Genomic DNA, 13,185 nt, shown 5'->3' with positions numbered 1-13,185 from the left:
TGACCGTCAACAATCGGATAATCGAAATGGCGATGCGGATGCATCACACAGATGCGCTGGCATCTACGGTTTGACGCTGCGCGCCTTGATCATCGCGACACCGCTTTCGCCCAGTGGCACCACGGCAAAGGGACCACCGTGGCACATGTCCTCGGGGTTTTGCGGGTCCATCGGTGCGGCGTTCGGCAGGATGGCCGGGGCATAGCTCTCTGCGTTGTCCTGGGGACGATACCCCAGGAATGATGCGCGGGTGTTGCTGACCGGTGCTCGGTCATTGTGCGACACACCCCAGACAATGCTGAATCCGGTCGTGGGCGACGTGATCGCGGCCTGCACCATGCGAATGAGGTCCGGATAGGACAACCAACTGCCCAGCGCGCGCGCGTTTGCAGGTTCCGGCTGACAGGACAGGATGCGCATGCAGACTGACTCGATCCCGCGCTTGTCCCAATAGAGACTGGCCAGATCTTCGGCAAAGCATTTGGCCAGACCGTAATAGGTATCTGGCCTGTGGCGTTCGGTGCCGTCCAGATTATCGGTCTTGGGGTGCATACCGACCGCATGAATCGAAGAAGCATAGACCACGCGGCGGACCCCCTGACGGTAGGCCGCTTCCCAGACGGTATAGGCACCGACGATGTTTGAATTGAGGATCTCGTCCCAAGGCGCCTCATCCCCGATTGCGCCGAAATGCACGACCATGTCCGCACCTTCCAGCAGGGGTTCGACCTGATCCAAACGGCCCAGATCGGCGGGCTTGTAGGTCTCGTTCGGTTGGCAGCCGTCCAGCGCGGGTGCGATGTCGGTGCTGACCAGCACCTCGCACATCTGCGCAAGCGGCGCGCGCAGCACGCCGCCCAGATTTCCGGCGGCCCCGGTCAAGACGATCTTTTTCAACATGGTATTTCCCTAAATCACGGCTTTTTCGATGATCGGTGTGTTTGTGGCGACACGGGCGTAGCCCAGCGGCGACAGATCCAGCGTCCGGTATGACCCCTGTGTGATCCATTCCGCAAGCCCGCGCCCGATGGCAGGCGACTGCTGCAACCCGTGGCCGGAAAACCCGTTGGCAAAGACAAAATTACTCACCAGCGGGTGCGGTCCGACCACCGCATTCTGGTCCAGCGTGTTGTAATCGTAGTGGCCGACCCATTCGTTCATGATCCTGACCCGCTCGAACGCCGGGATGCGGGTTGCGATCGCAGGCCAGACCTTGTCCTGCCACAGGCTGTGGTCAAACCCGAAATCATCAGGATCGACCGGCGGATCGTCGTCAGGCGGACAGCCCGCCAGATAATAGGCCCCGTCCTGGCGCACATGAACACCCGATGGATCGATTGTCAGCGGCAGCGCGCGATCCAACGGGGTTTCTGCCTTGAAAACATAGCTGTAGCGCTTGCGCGGTTCGACCGGCAACGCCAGACCCGCCATGGCCGCGACCGTTGATCCGCGGGTGCCTGCGCAATTCACCAGCCAATTGCACCCAATGCGGCCATGGGCCTGCAATTGCGCGTGGGTGATCCTGTCCGCGGTGCGGTCCAGCCCGACGACCGTATCCGCGACATAGGTCACGCCCTTTTGCCGGGCACCCCGCTTCCACCAGTCAAACAATGTGCCGCCGTCGAAATACCCCTCGTCGACGGTGTTGTGGTTGCCCGCGATGATGTCGTCCAAGGCATAAAACGGATAGGCCGCAGCGATCTGGTCGGCCGTCATGTGGCGTGTGGCGGCCCCGTTGGCGGCCTGCATCTGCTGCACCTCGCGCAGGGTTGCCGCGAAACCCGGTGTATCTGCCAGATACATGTAACCAAAGCTTTGCAACGCCAGATGCGGCACCGTATCGCCCAGCCCCATCTGCGTCGGAAAATCACGAATATAGGCCGCACCAAACTGACTGATCCGCACGTTCAGCGGATCGGAAAACTGCTGCCTGATGCAGGAATTGGTCAGCGAAGTCGCCGCCCGCGCATAGGTCGGGTCCCGTTCCACCACCAGGATGCGGCCATCAAAATCGGGATCGGAGGCCAGAAACCAGGCCACGGCCGACCCATAGATCGCCCCCCCGACAATCACCACATCGTAGTGGGGGTGCAGCGTCATACGGCGATCCTGGCTCCGGCGTCCTGCATCGCGGTCAGGGCTGCATCACGTGACCCGTTCATGTCGATTGCGCGGGTCAGATCCGCGCGCACGGTCACATCGAACCCCAGCCGCGCGGCATCCACAGCCGAGTAATTCACACAGAAATCCAGTGCCAGGCCCACCAGCGTCAGCCTGGTGATCCCACGCGATTTCAGGTAACCCTCCAGTCCCGTCGGTGTGGTCTGGTCGTTCTCGAAGAACGCGGAATAACTGTCGATGGCCGGGTTATAGCCTTTGCGGATGATCAGATCCCCGTCGGTGCGCAGATCAGGATGAAAAGCGGCCCCGACCGTGCCCTGGACGCAGTGATCGGGCCACAGGACCTGCGGGCCGTAGGGCATGGTGATCAGGTCCATTGGGGCCTGACCGGGATGGCTGGACGCGAACGACGAATGTCCCGCCGGGTGCCAATCCTGCGTCAGGATCACGGTGCTGAAATCGTCCATCAGCGCATTGATCCCCGCGACGATGTCATTGCCGCCAGAAACCGCCAGCGCGCCGCCCGGACAGAAATCATTTTGCACATCAATCACGATCAGGGCGCTGGTCATCGGTCATCCTCTACTTGATGCCCCTAGGGTTAGGCCTGCCGTCTGGTTCGGTCAATCGCTGTCCGGTGCCGACTTGTCAGGCGCCAGGGTTTCGCCTATCCGGCGCGTCCCGCAACAGGAGACTGCGATGCCCACCCTTGGAATCGATTTCGGCACATCCAACACTGCCGCAGCCCTGATGGCAGGTGATGCTGTGTTCCGCGTCCCCGTCGAGACGGGCAAGACCACGCTGCCGACGACCGTTTTCTTTGACATGGCACGCCACCAGATGCTGACCGGTTCTGCGGCCAATGCAGCCCTGATCGGCGGACGCGAAGGCCGGTTCATGCGCGCCCTGAAATCCGTTCTTGGCACGCCCCTGATGCGTGAAACCCGGCAGATCGGCTATCAGCGCATGACGTTGCTGGGCGTGGTTGCGGATTTCCTGCGCCACGTCAAAGCCGCCGCCGAGGAATCGACCTATCTGACCTTTGACACCGCGCTGTCGGGGCGTCCTGTCCGGTTTCACCATGACCCCGAACGCCATGCCCGTGCGCTTGCCGATCTGGCCGAAGCCTACCACATGGCCGGGTTCGACGCTGTGGATTTCCTGCCCGAGCCAGAGGCCGCGGCCCTGACTGCCGATCCGCTCCCGCCCGGCGGGCTGGGTCTGGTCGTCGACATCGGCGGCGGCACATCGGATTTCACGCTGTTTCGGCAGAACGCGGATGGCATCGAGATCCTGAACAGTCACGGCGTGCGCATCGGCGGCACTGATTTCGACCGCTTGCTGTCGCTCGCCCATGTCATGCCGCTGCTGGGCCGCGGTGGGGACGTGCGCGACGTGTTTGGCAACGGCACTTCGACCGCACCCAATGCAATTTACAATGACCTCGCCACCTGGGAAAAAATCGCATTCCTCTACGCACCGGAAACGCGGCGTCTGGTGGCGGATCTTGCCAGACAAGGCGTGGACCAGACCGCCTTTGCCCGCCTGTCAGAGGTGATCGAGATGGAACTGGGCCACGACATCGCCTTTGCGGTCGAGGACGGCAAGATCGCGGCCAACACGCATGACGCGGCCCGAATCGACCTCGCCCCTCTGGAAAAAGGTCTGGCTGTGCCGCTGGACGGTGCCGCATTGGCCGACACGCTGTCCGATCCGGTGGCCGAGGTGCGTCGGGCAGCACGCGACGCATTGGGCGACACCGACCCTGACCAGATCGCGGCACTGGTCTTTGTGGGCGGCTCTTCGCTGATGGGTGTGCTGACCCAATCGCTTGCGCAGGATTTTCCGCGCGCCAGACTGGACCGCGGCGCTGCCTTTACGGCCGTATCCGACGGATTGGCACGCGCTGCGGCACGCGGCTGAGGGTTGCCGCCCGTTTCGCGCGGGCGTATGCGAAGAAACATGTTTACTGTCGCCGCACTCTATCATTTCACGCGTTTTGCCGATCCCGCCGCCTTGCGTGGGCCGTTGCTGGACATCTGTCAGGCGCATGGCATCAGCGGCACGCTGCTGCTGGCCAGCGAGGGGATCAACGGCACGATCGCAGGAACGCGCGCCGGGATTGACGCCGTTCTGGCCCATATCCGCGCCCTCCCCGGTTGCGCGGACCTTGCGCACAAGGAAAGCCACGCCACGGAACAGCCCTTCAACCGGATGAAGGTCAGGCTCAAGCGTGAGATCGTCACCATGGGCCAACCGGATGTGAACCCCGCCGAAGGGACAGGCACCTATGTTGCCCCGGCTGACTGGAACGCGTTGATCCAATCCGATGATGTGGCCGTGATCGATACCCGCAACGACTACGAGGTCGCCATCGGCACCTTTGACGGGGCCATTGATCCGCAGACCCGCAGCTTTGGCGAATTTCCCGCATGGTGGGAGGCAAACAAGCACCGTTTCCACAACAAGCGGATCGCAATGTTCTGCACGGGCGGCATCCGCTGCGAAAAATCGACGAACTACCTGCGCCAGCAAGGCGTCGAGGACGTCTATCACCTGCAGGGTGGCATCCTCAAATATCTCGAAGAGGTGCCGCAGGATCAAAGCACCTGGAACGGGTCCTGTTTCGTCTTTGACGGGCGGGTCAGCGTCGGCCACGGATTGACCGAGGGCCCCCATGTGCTGTGCCACGCCTGCCGCCGCCCGCTGGAACCGGCGGACACGCAACTGCCGTCATTCGAGGAAGGCGTCGCCTGCCACCACTGCGTCGACGAAACCACCCCCGAGGACAAGGAACGGTTTCGCGAACGTCAACGCCAGATGGCCCTCGCCCGTGCGCGGGGCGAACGACATATCGGCAGCCTCTAGGTGCGGATCCGGCAGCATCAGGACATCGGCCTTGCACTGCTGATCGGGGTGATTTCCGGGGTCATCGGCTGGATGGTCAACATGCCGTTGCCCTGGATGCTGGGGCCGATGATCGGCACCACGCTTGCCGCCATTCTGGGTCTGCCCGTCCGCGGACCCGGTCAACTGCGCACCATCGTTATCCCGGTCATCGGCGTATTGCTGGGCAGTGCGATCACCCCTGATCTGTTCGACCGCCTTGGCAGCTGGACACTGACGATCCTGCTGTTGCCATTCTTTCTGGCGCTTGCCGCCGGTGTTTCCATCTTTGTCTATCGCAGGCTGGGCGGCTACGATCCGGTTACTGCCTTTTATGCGGCCATGCCGGGCGGCCTGAACGAGATGCTGATCCTGGGCGAGGCCGCCGGCGGCGACACGCGCAAGATCGCGCTGGCGCACGCCGCCCGCATCCTGATCGTGGTGACGCTGGTGGTGATGTATTTCGGCTACGTTCTGGGTGTGCGGTCCGGCACCGACGGGCGCGGTATCGTCCCACTCAGCGCAATCACACTGACCAACGGGCTGATCCTGTTGGGGTGTGCCGTGCTGGGTGTCTACGGTGGCCGCATGCTGCGTCTGCCCGCTGCGACCGTATTCGGACCGATGATCCTGTCGGGTATCGTGCATCTGATCGGCTGGGTCGAAATCGCCCCACCCACCGTTCTGGTCATCGTGGCACAGATCGTGATCGGCACGATCATCGGTGCGCGGTTCGTGGGGTCCACCCCACGCCAGATCGGGCACGACCTGTGGATCGCGACAGTTGCCTCGGTGGCCATGCTTGTTGTGGCACTTGGCTTTGCCGAAGTGATCGCGCTGTCGCAGGGTATCCCGCTGTCACAGGCATTCCTCGCGTATTCGCCGGGCGGACTGACGGAAATGTCGCTGCTGACGCTGGCACTGGGACAGGACATCGCTTTTGTCTCTGTCATGCACATCGTCCGCATCACGCTGGTGATTGCTGTTGCGCCCGCGACCTTTCAGTTTCTGATGCGCCGAAAACGTTAGGCGCGACCGCTTTGCAGCATCGGCTGACTAGGCTAGAATCACGCTGCATATTTCCGGGGGTCCCATGCTAGAACGTCTTTTGTCATTGTTTCATCCCGGTACCACGGTCACGCCGCTGCCAAAGGCGGATGAACAGCACGCGCTGGGGGCGCTGCTGGTGCGCGCAGCAAAGATCGACCGCGCCTATCTGTTCGAAGAGGTCGAGGAAATCGACCACGTGCTGGCCGCGCTCTATGACCTGAACCCGGTCGATGCGGCCAAGATGCGGGCCCGTTGCGAAAAACTGGAATCCGCCATGCCGGACACCGCCGAACTGGCCGAAGTGCTGCATCAGCACATCGCAGATGACCACCTGGAGGACGCCGTGCGCGCGCTATGGTCCGTCGTCTTTTCCGATGGAAACGAGGCACCCGCCGAAGACGCGCTGTTGCACGAAATCGAGGCGATCCTGGGCGTGTCCCCCGAACGTGCGCGTGAACTACACGACGAGGAAATGGCCAAATCAGGACGGTTTCCGTCCTGATACCTCATGTTGATGACGATTGGTGGGTCTGGGCAGGAAGCGGCACACCGGCGATCAGATCCTCGATCATCACCGAAATCAACTCTGCGCGGTTAGATACCCCGGCCTTGCGATAGATTGCAGCGCATTGCGCTTTGACCGTGCCATTGGCCGTTTCGCGCAATGCGGCAATTTCCGAGACGGACAGGCCCTTGACCGACATCAGCGCGACATCGCGCTCTGCCGGAGACAGGCCCCACTGCGCGAAATTTTCCTGCATCATTTGTGAAAATGCGCCAGTGGCGGCACCCAGCTCCCGCTCAATCCGGCGATTGCGGTTGATCAGGTGCAGATACTCACGAAACGTAACTGCGATGCTCAGACACAGTCCCAGAACGCTCAATGTTTCAACGAGGGTGTGAAAGTCGGGCGAAGACATCTCTGAGAGGATGTCGATCGTAAAAAGGCCCAGACAGACCAACTGCAAAACGGCGGCCCCCAGGAAAAGGGCGCGCCGGGATCGTGAATTAGGTTTCAGCACCTGTTTCATGCGCGTCCTTATGGCCGTGGACCATGGACGCCACAAGGTTTTCGCGGTGGCGCCAACTTGCAGTTACCACACCCACCAGATGCATGGCGACCAGAATGAGCAATCCGTTCACGAGTCCTTCGTGCCAATGCTCGACCCACGAGACACCGAAATAGGCATCCATCCCCATCATGATCCCCGTGGTGCAGATGCCCGCCAACGTCAGCAACAGCGCCACAATCATTGCGGCACCCGCGGGGTTGTGACCCAGATAGCGGCGTTCGGTTCCCGTAGCCATCGCGCGCAGATAGGCCAGCACCGTGCGGGGTCCCTTGATGAAATCGGTAAACCGCGCGTGGCGCGATCCAACCAGTCCCCAGATCAGGCGAAACGCAATCAATCCGATCACGCAGTAGCCAAGCCAGCGGTGGAGTGAACGGGGATCGACAAACAGCCACGCGCCCGCCACGCAGATCAGCAGTGACCAATGAAAGAGGCGCACCCCGATATCCCAGACCCGGACGGTCCCGTGCTGTTCAGACATAGCGGCCATGGTGCGCCTCCTTTCGTGGTTCAGCGGTTATGCGTCGATACGTTCCAGCTCTTCGCCCGTGGTCGGGTCAAAGAAAACTTCCATGTTGGTGCCGTCCAGCGAGCCGTAGATCTCGTAGCAGTCGCCGCCGTTGATCTTGAACGCCTTCACGACGCCGCCTTCTTCCTCGAATGCCTTGACGGCCTCCCAGACGGGGGCCGCAGCGCCCTCGGCAGCGGGGGTGCAGGACGGTTCTGCCAGTGCCGCCGTAGCAGACAGGGCGATCAGGGCGGTCAGTGTTGCGATCTTTTTCATGGGTGCGTTCCTTGGGTGATGCCGCGGCACAGCGCCGGGCCTGACACCGATCTGAACCACCCTTGTTAGCCGCACTATCCGCCAACGGCTTATGCATCCGGATATAAGCCCGGGCTTATGCCGCGCCGCGCCCTTGCAAGCCTGCACGGCAGTTGGTCTAACAACCCAAACGCCGGAGGACCCCATGGTCGATATCGCCACCCGTGTCTGGAACCACAAATGGAAGATCGACCCGATCGTCCGGTCCCTGATCGACACCGATTTCTACAAACTGCTGATGTGTCAGTCGATCTTTCGCAACAACCGCGACACGCAGGTCACCTTCAGCCTGATCAACCGGACCAAATCCATCCGCCTCGCCGATCTGGTCGACGAAGGCGAGCTGCGCGAACAGTTGGACAACATCCGGTCCCTGTCCCTGTCGCGCGGTGAATCCACATGGATGCGCGGCAATACCTTTTACGGCAAACGCGCGATGTTCACGCCGGAATTCATGGACTGGTTCGAAAACCTGCGCCTGCCGCCCTATCACCTGGAAAAACGCGACGGCCAGTACGAGCTGACGTTCGAAGGCTCCTGGCCAGAGGTCATGCTGTGGGAAATCCCCGCACTTGCCACCCTGATGGAACTGCGCGGCCGCGCGGTGCTGGGCGACATGGGCCGGTTCGAACTTCAGGTGCTCTATGCCCGCGCCATGACCAAGGCCTGGGAAAAGGTCGAACGCCTGCGCGACGTGCCTGACCTGCGGATCGCTGATTTCGGCACCCGGCGGCGGCATAGTTTCCTGTGGCAGGACTGGTGCGTGCAAGCGATGAGCGAGGGACTGGGCGATGCCTTTACCGGTACGTCCAACTGCCTGATCGCCAAGAGCCGCGACATGGAGGCGATCGGCACCAATGCGCACGAACTGCCCATGGTCTATGCCGCGCTGGCGCAGGACGACGCAGCACTGGCGCGGTCGCCCTACGACGTACTGGCGGACTGGCAGGCGGAACACGACGGCAACCTGCGGGTCATTCTGCCCGACACCTTTGGCACGCCCGGTTTCCTTGCAAATGCGCCCGACTGGCTGGCCGGCTGGACCGGCATCCGCATCGATAGCGGCGACCCCGCTACCGGGGCAGAGGCCGCTATTGACTGGTGGCGCGCACGGGGCGAGGACCCGCGCGAAAAACTGATCATCTTTTCCGACGGGCTGACGGTGGACAAGATCCTGGACCTGCACCGCCAATTCGCCGGTCGCGTCCGCGTCAGTTTCGGCTGGGGCACGATGCTGACCAACGACTTCATCGGCCTGACAGAGGGCGACGCACTCGCCCCCTTCAGCCTGGTGTGCAAAGCCATCGCAGCGGATGGCCGCCCCACCGTCAAACTGAGCGACAACCCCAACAAGGCGATGGGTCCGGCGGAGGAGATAGCCCGATACAAGCGCGTGTTCGGGGTGGGGTCGCAGGAGCGGGTGGAGGTTGTGGTTTAGATAATAATCATGCAATTAAAGGTTGAATTATCTATGGGATACCTCACTTGACACGCAGTACGATTATTTTCGGAAATGGCCTTGGTCGAGCGCTAGACAATGACTTCTTTCAGTTGCCAACAGCGATGCGTGAAGTATGGCGAGACAAAGAGGCTCTCAACGATGCGCAAAAGAAGCTTGTTTCGTCAGCTATAGAAGGAGTTGATTCAGATGGTCCAACTAGTGAAGATCAACTCTTAGGTACCCAACTCGCATTGATGGCGTGTCGGATTCTACGTGTCGCAGTAAACGATGACAGCCTTCAGCACTGGCTGACTAATGATGCAATGAAATTTCCAGATGCACTACAAAAATATACCTATCTAGTCGCTAAATACTTCCATCAATTTGATGCGAATTTTACGTCAAATCCACTGTGGTCTGATTTTATAGACCATCTTGTAATTTTTATTTCTGATTCGAAGTCTCATGTGGCAACACTGAATTATGACACTTTGCTGTATCAACCCTTCAATGAAGAGAGATTAATCGGCGATAGAAAAATAAAGCTATGCAACGGTTTTGATGGAACTTTACTCGATGGCTACACCAAAAAACTTGGCTTTTCGGAACAAAACCTCTCAAGGAAACGCCTACAAAACCAAGCGTTTTATATGCACCTTCATGGATCTCCTCTATTTTTGGATGGGCACAAGGTGCCGCGACTAAAATCATGCGGCACCAACTAGAAGAACAGGAAGGAACAGTTAGAAGTCATATTGTGCTTACAAATGGAGCATTGAAACCAAATGTGATTCAAAGTTCAAAAGTCCTACAGTTATATTGGGATCACTTGCCGAAAGCCATCAAAGAATCTGACGCATTGATAGTCTTTGGCTATTCTGGTGCAGATGAACATTTGAATAAAACTATACGCCAACATGTTGGAGATCGCGCAATACGTGTCGTTGAGCGAGATCATGCACAAGATCGGGAGAAATACTGGAAACAGCTGCTTGGCCCAACCATTGAATTGCTACCTTTCAACAACATTCTAGAATTTACAGAGTGGTGATGGTTCGTAAATATTCGTCTTCACAATTCTCTTGGGCGCATCAAGTCTACCCTTAAACTGTTTCGCATTTATCCGCCGCTAGACCAACTAAAGGACTCCTTTCTTATTACTTTTACCTTCGACTGGTGAGTCGGCAGAGACTTGGCAACTCACTCCCCCTGCCCCTCAACAATCTCGCCCACGGGGCTGTCCGTCGTCTCCTGCACAACCTCTCCACCGATCAACATGGATGCGATGATGGCGACAAAGCCGAGGGGGATGAGGGCGTAGATCCATTTTTGTTTCACGGTCGTCTCCTGTCTGATGTTGCTGTCCAACAGCGTCAGGGGCATCCGCGTTCCGTCAGTCGGGCGTGACATTGCCGCGCAGGGACTTCACCTCTCCGCGCACCTTCTTGGCCTTCAGCCGCCGCTTCACCGATCCATAGGTCGGTTTCGTCGGCACGCGGCGTTTGGGTTTTTGCGTGGCCTGTTCGACCAGTTCGGCCAGCCTCTCGCGCGCCAGCTCGCGGTTGCGGGCCTGGGACCTTGTGTCCTGCACGAACAGCACCAGCGCCCCGTCAGATGTCCATCGCCGCCCCGCCAGCCGCTTAAGCCGCGCCTTGACCGGATCGGGCAAGGAGGGTGAGCGCGCCGCCTCGAACCGCAATTCGACCGCCGTGCTGACCTTGTTCACGTTCTGCCCGCCGGGACCCGAGGCACGGGTGAATGCCTCGGTCATTTCCCAGCCTTGCAGGGTGATGCTGTCGGTGATGCGTAGATCGTCGGCCATGTGGGGATACATAGCAGGCCGGGGCGCATTTGACACTGGCACCCAGTCTGGAACCGAGTGGGGCCGCGATTGGCCGAGGGCCAATCTCTTTCCCCCACCCGCCGAATGCAGGGCATTCGGCGTAAAAAAGGGCTGCCCCGGCGATGGGACAGCCCTTTCCTGAATATCGGAGGTGGGTCGGTTAGGGACCCATAGGGTCACCCACCTGTGGTGCTACAGACCTAAGGGCTGCCCTAGATCAGAACCCCCCAAGCTGTCCCGACACACTTCTCCAGAACTTCATGATGCACTGGATCACCTCCTTTCAAATGTTTCGCCTGTGTTGAGGGTTGCCGCAGATATCGCGGCTGTCAAACCCTAATCACACCAGATACTGAATTTATGACGTGGCTGTGACTCGGCGAACAATCAGGCGGAATGGGATCAGCGCGACCAGCGCGACGGCGATCTTGACCCCCCAATCGGCCACGGCGAGCGACACCCACAGCGGCACCAGCGGACCGGCATTCAGGAACGGCACAGCGTCCTGTGCCCAGATGATCTGGTCTGCGGCCGCGGTGGAGAGCGGGTTGAACACGGCTGCAAACGCGATGGAAAAGAAGATGGCCGTGTCCACGACCGACGACACCAGCGTCGATCCCAGCGGGGCCACCCACCACACGCCCAGGCGCAGCTTGTTGAACACGGTGATATCCAGCAATTGCGCCACACCGAATGCGGTGGCGGATGCAATAGCGACCCGGATCGGCACGGCAGGACCGAATTCCAGCTGGATCTGGCTGCCGATCAGCGAACAGATGATACCCACGATCAGGCCCACGAAAACGACGCGGCGCGCGGCGGATACGCCATAGATGCGGTTCATCAGGTCAGTCACGAGGAACGCCAGCGGATAGGTGAACGCACCCCAGGTCAGCAGGCCGTCAAGGATCAGGAATTGCACGAGGATGTTCGAGGCCACGACAATGGCGGCCATGGCGATCACGCCAGGTAGAATACGGGTCATAGCGGTTTTCCGTTTTGGCAAGGGTGCGGCACTTGGCCCCGCAAGATCGCGGGGACGCGCCCGGTTAGCCGCACGGACGGCTTGCGTCAATCGCTGACGCGGTATTCCACGATCTCGGTCGTCTGGAACCAGCGAAAATTGTCGTCGGACACCATCGTCAGGCGGATATCGCCTGCGTCATCGCGCCAGACGCTGATCCCTTCGAGGTTGTCATGCGTCCCGGTGCGCGTCTGCAACAGCAGTTCCGATGCGCTGCCGTCCAGCGGCAACCTGCGCACGCGCGACCGAAACCCGAAACCGGTGAAATCCCGTTCCAGCAGATACAGCAGACCATCAGGCCCGATATCCGCGCCCACGGGCAGGAACGCATCCGTGCGCGCGATGTCGAATACCGTGGTCCAGACCCCACCGGCATAGCGATAAACCGGAAAAGGCCGATGCGTGCCACCCGACCGCTCTGGCAAGGTATAAAGCGCACCATCGGGGCCAATCGCAAGCGCTTCGAGCGCTGAATTGTTCTGTAGCCCCCTGAACATGTCAGGGCGCGGCACACGCACCGCAGGACCGTCCAGGTCGGGGTAGGCCGCGACACGGGCCAGCCCTTCGAATGAGACGAACAGCGTGCCATCCGCGGACAGGGCCAGTCCCTCGGGGTCGGCCGTCGCACCGGAAACCGGCTCTCCGGTCGAAATGCGCAGCACGCGTGGCGGGTCCGTCGTGATGCCGGTCACCTGATCCCCGTCGCGCGTCACGGAACCGGTCCACAGAACACCGCGGTCCCCCTGCGCCCAGATCCGCGTGCCGTCCGCGTTCAGTTCCAGCCCGGACAGGCCGCCAAACGCCGGGTCGCTATCGGTCCAGACATAGCGGCCCAGGTAGGTCACGGTCGGTTCAGCCTGCGCATCCCCGACGGACTGGCACCCCACCAGCAGGGCAAGGGCGGCAACGATCAAGGCGCGCATG

17 protein-coding genes are annotated in these 13,185 nt (G+C 60.5%); 7 read left to right on the top strand and 10 right to left on the bottom strand.

Annotation, left to right across the window (positions count from 1 at the left end; all coding sequences use genetic code 11):
- Window positions 1-63: 63 nt before the first annotated feature.
- Genes AN189_RS02000 through pncA form a run of 3 tightly spaced genes read right to left on the bottom strand, consistent with a single transcriptional unit; the run spans window position 64 to window position 2,693 of the window.
- Entirely contained in the window at window positions 64-897 is an 834-nt protein-coding gene (locus AN189_RS02000; protein ID WP_056030711.1) for an NAD(P)-dependent oxidoreductase, read from the bottom strand.
- 12 nt (window positions 898-909) lie between these two features.
- Window positions 910-2,100, bottom strand: coding sequence for an FAD-binding oxidoreductase (locus AN189_RS01995; RefSeq protein ID WP_056030174.1), 1,191 nt, complete (start codon window positions 2,098-2,100; stop codon window positions 910-912).
- Window positions 2,097-2,693 (bottom strand): bifunctional nicotinamidase/pyrazinamidase, encoded by a 597-nt coding sequence (pncA, locus tag AN189_RS01990; protein ID WP_056030171.1) that lies wholly within the window; start codon window positions 2,691-2,693, stop codon window positions 2,097-2,099. The genes AN189_RS01995 and pncA overlap by 4 nt, the downstream gene beginning before the upstream one ends.
- A gap of 127 nt (window positions 2,694-2,820) precedes the next feature.
- On the opposite strand from pncA, the gene AN189_RS01985 reads away from it, so the two are divergent.
- The 4 genes from AN189_RS01985 to AN189_RS01970 all read left to right on the top strand — a co-directional run bounded on the left by AN189_RS01985 (window position 2,821) and on the right by AN189_RS01970 (window position 6,559).
- Entirely contained in the window at window positions 2,821-4,044 is a 1,224-nt protein-coding gene (locus tag AN189_RS01985) for an Hsp70 family protein (protein ID WP_056030168.1), read from the top strand.
- 39 nt (window positions 4,045-4,083) lie between these two features.
- On the top strand, window positions 4,084-4,989 hold the full coding sequence (locus AN189_RS01980) for a rhodanese-related sulfurtransferase (RefSeq protein ID WP_056030165.1): 906 nt from the start codon (window positions 4,084-4,086) through the stop codon (window positions 4,987-4,989).
- Complete coding sequence (locus AN189_RS01975) at window positions 4,990-6,036, top strand: AbrB family transcriptional regulator (RefSeq protein WP_253279525.1); 1,047 nt, start codon at window positions 4,990-4,992, stop codon at window positions 6,034-6,036.
- 64 nt (window positions 6,037-6,100) lie between these two features.
- The gene (locus tag AN189_RS01970; RefSeq protein ID WP_056030162.1) at window positions 6,101-6,559 is read left to right on the top strand and encodes a TerB family tellurite resistance protein; all 459 of its coding nucleotides are present in this window, start codon (window positions 6,101-6,103) and stop codon (window positions 6,557-6,559) included.
- Window positions 6,560-6,563: 4 nt separating this feature from the next.
- On the opposite strand, the gene AN189_RS01965 is transcribed toward AN189_RS01970, so the two are convergent.
- The 3 genes from AN189_RS01965 to AN189_RS01955 all read right to left on the bottom strand — a co-directional run bounded on the left by AN189_RS01965 (window position 6,564) and on the right by AN189_RS01955 (window position 7,914).
- Complete coding sequence (locus AN189_RS01965; RefSeq protein WP_172794836.1) at window positions 6,564-6,977, bottom strand: LuxR C-terminal-related transcriptional regulator; 414 nt, start codon at window positions 6,975-6,977, stop codon at window positions 6,564-6,566.
- Window positions 6,978-7,065: 88 nt separating this feature from the next.
- Window positions 7,066-7,620: a cytochrome b/b6 domain-containing protein gene (locus AN189_RS01960; protein ID WP_056030156.1), complete on the bottom strand. Its 555-nt coding sequence runs from the start codon at window positions 7,618-7,620 to the stop codon at window positions 7,066-7,068.
- Window positions 7,621-7,647: 27 nt separating this feature from the next.
- Window positions 7,648-7,914, bottom strand: coding sequence for a PepSY domain-containing protein (locus AN189_RS01955; RefSeq protein ID WP_056030153.1), 267 nt, complete (start codon window positions 7,912-7,914; stop codon window positions 7,648-7,650).
- Between the two features lie 184 nt (window positions 7,915-8,098).
- Between AN189_RS01955 and AN189_RS01950 the strand changes: the two genes are divergently transcribed.
- The 3 genes from AN189_RS01950 to AN189_RS19050 are packed head-to-tail and all read left to right on the top strand — an operon-like array spanning window position 8,099 to window position 10,445.
- Window positions 8,099-9,391, top strand: a complete 1,293-nt coding sequence (locus AN189_RS01950; RefSeq protein WP_056030150.1) for a nicotinate phosphoribosyltransferase — start codon at window positions 8,099-8,101, stop codon at window positions 9,389-9,391.
- A gap of 47 nt (window positions 9,392-9,438) precedes the next feature.
- Complete coding sequence (locus AN189_RS19055; RefSeq protein WP_157057347.1) at window positions 9,439-10,119, top strand: hypothetical protein; 681 nt, start codon at window positions 9,439-9,441, stop codon at window positions 10,117-10,119.
- Window positions 10,104-10,445, top strand: coding sequence for a hypothetical protein (locus tag AN189_RS19050; RefSeq protein ID WP_157057346.1), 342 nt, complete (start codon window positions 10,104-10,106; stop codon window positions 10,443-10,445). The genes AN189_RS19055 and AN189_RS19050 overlap by 16 nt, the downstream gene beginning before the upstream one ends.
- 149 nt (window positions 10,446-10,594) lie before the next feature.
- On the opposite strand, the gene AN189_RS01945 is transcribed toward AN189_RS19050, so the two are convergent.
- The 4 genes from AN189_RS01945 to AN189_RS01930 form a co-directional block, all read right to left on the bottom strand.
- Entirely contained in the window at window positions 10,595-10,777 is a 183-nt protein-coding gene (locus tag AN189_RS01945; RefSeq protein ID WP_056030148.1) for a hypothetical protein, read from the bottom strand.
- Between the two features lie 10 nt (window positions 10,778-10,787).
- The gene (gene arfB / locus AN189_RS01940) at window positions 10,788-11,216 is read right to left on the bottom strand and encodes an alternative ribosome rescue aminoacyl-tRNA hydrolase ArfB (RefSeq protein WP_090158190.1); all 429 of its coding nucleotides are present in this window, start codon (window positions 11,214-11,216) and stop codon (window positions 10,788-10,790) included.
- Between the two features lie 379 nt (window positions 11,217-11,595).
- Window positions 11,596-12,222 carry a queuosine precursor transporter gene (locus AN189_RS01935; protein ID WP_056030138.1) on the bottom strand — a complete coding sequence of 209 codons (627 nt, stop codon included), beginning with the start codon at window positions 12,220-12,222 and terminating at the stop codon, window positions 11,596-11,598.
- Between the two features lie 86 nt (window positions 12,223-12,308).
- Window positions 12,309-13,184 carry an esterase-like activity of phytase family protein gene (locus AN189_RS01930; protein WP_056030135.1) on the bottom strand — a complete coding sequence of 292 codons (876 nt, stop codon included), beginning with the start codon at window positions 13,182-13,184 and terminating at the stop codon, window positions 12,309-12,311.
- Window position 13,185: the final 1 nt, after the last annotated feature.

The sequence above is a fragment of the Loktanella sp. 3ANDIMAR09 genome (assembly GCF_001420005.1).
In the GTDB taxonomy this organism is placed as follows: domain Bacteria; phylum Pseudomonadota; class Alphaproteobacteria; order Rhodobacterales; family Rhodobacteraceae; genus Loktanella.
Note: the sequence above shows the minus strand (reverse complement) of the source record. Positions and strands in the feature narration are given on the sequence as shown.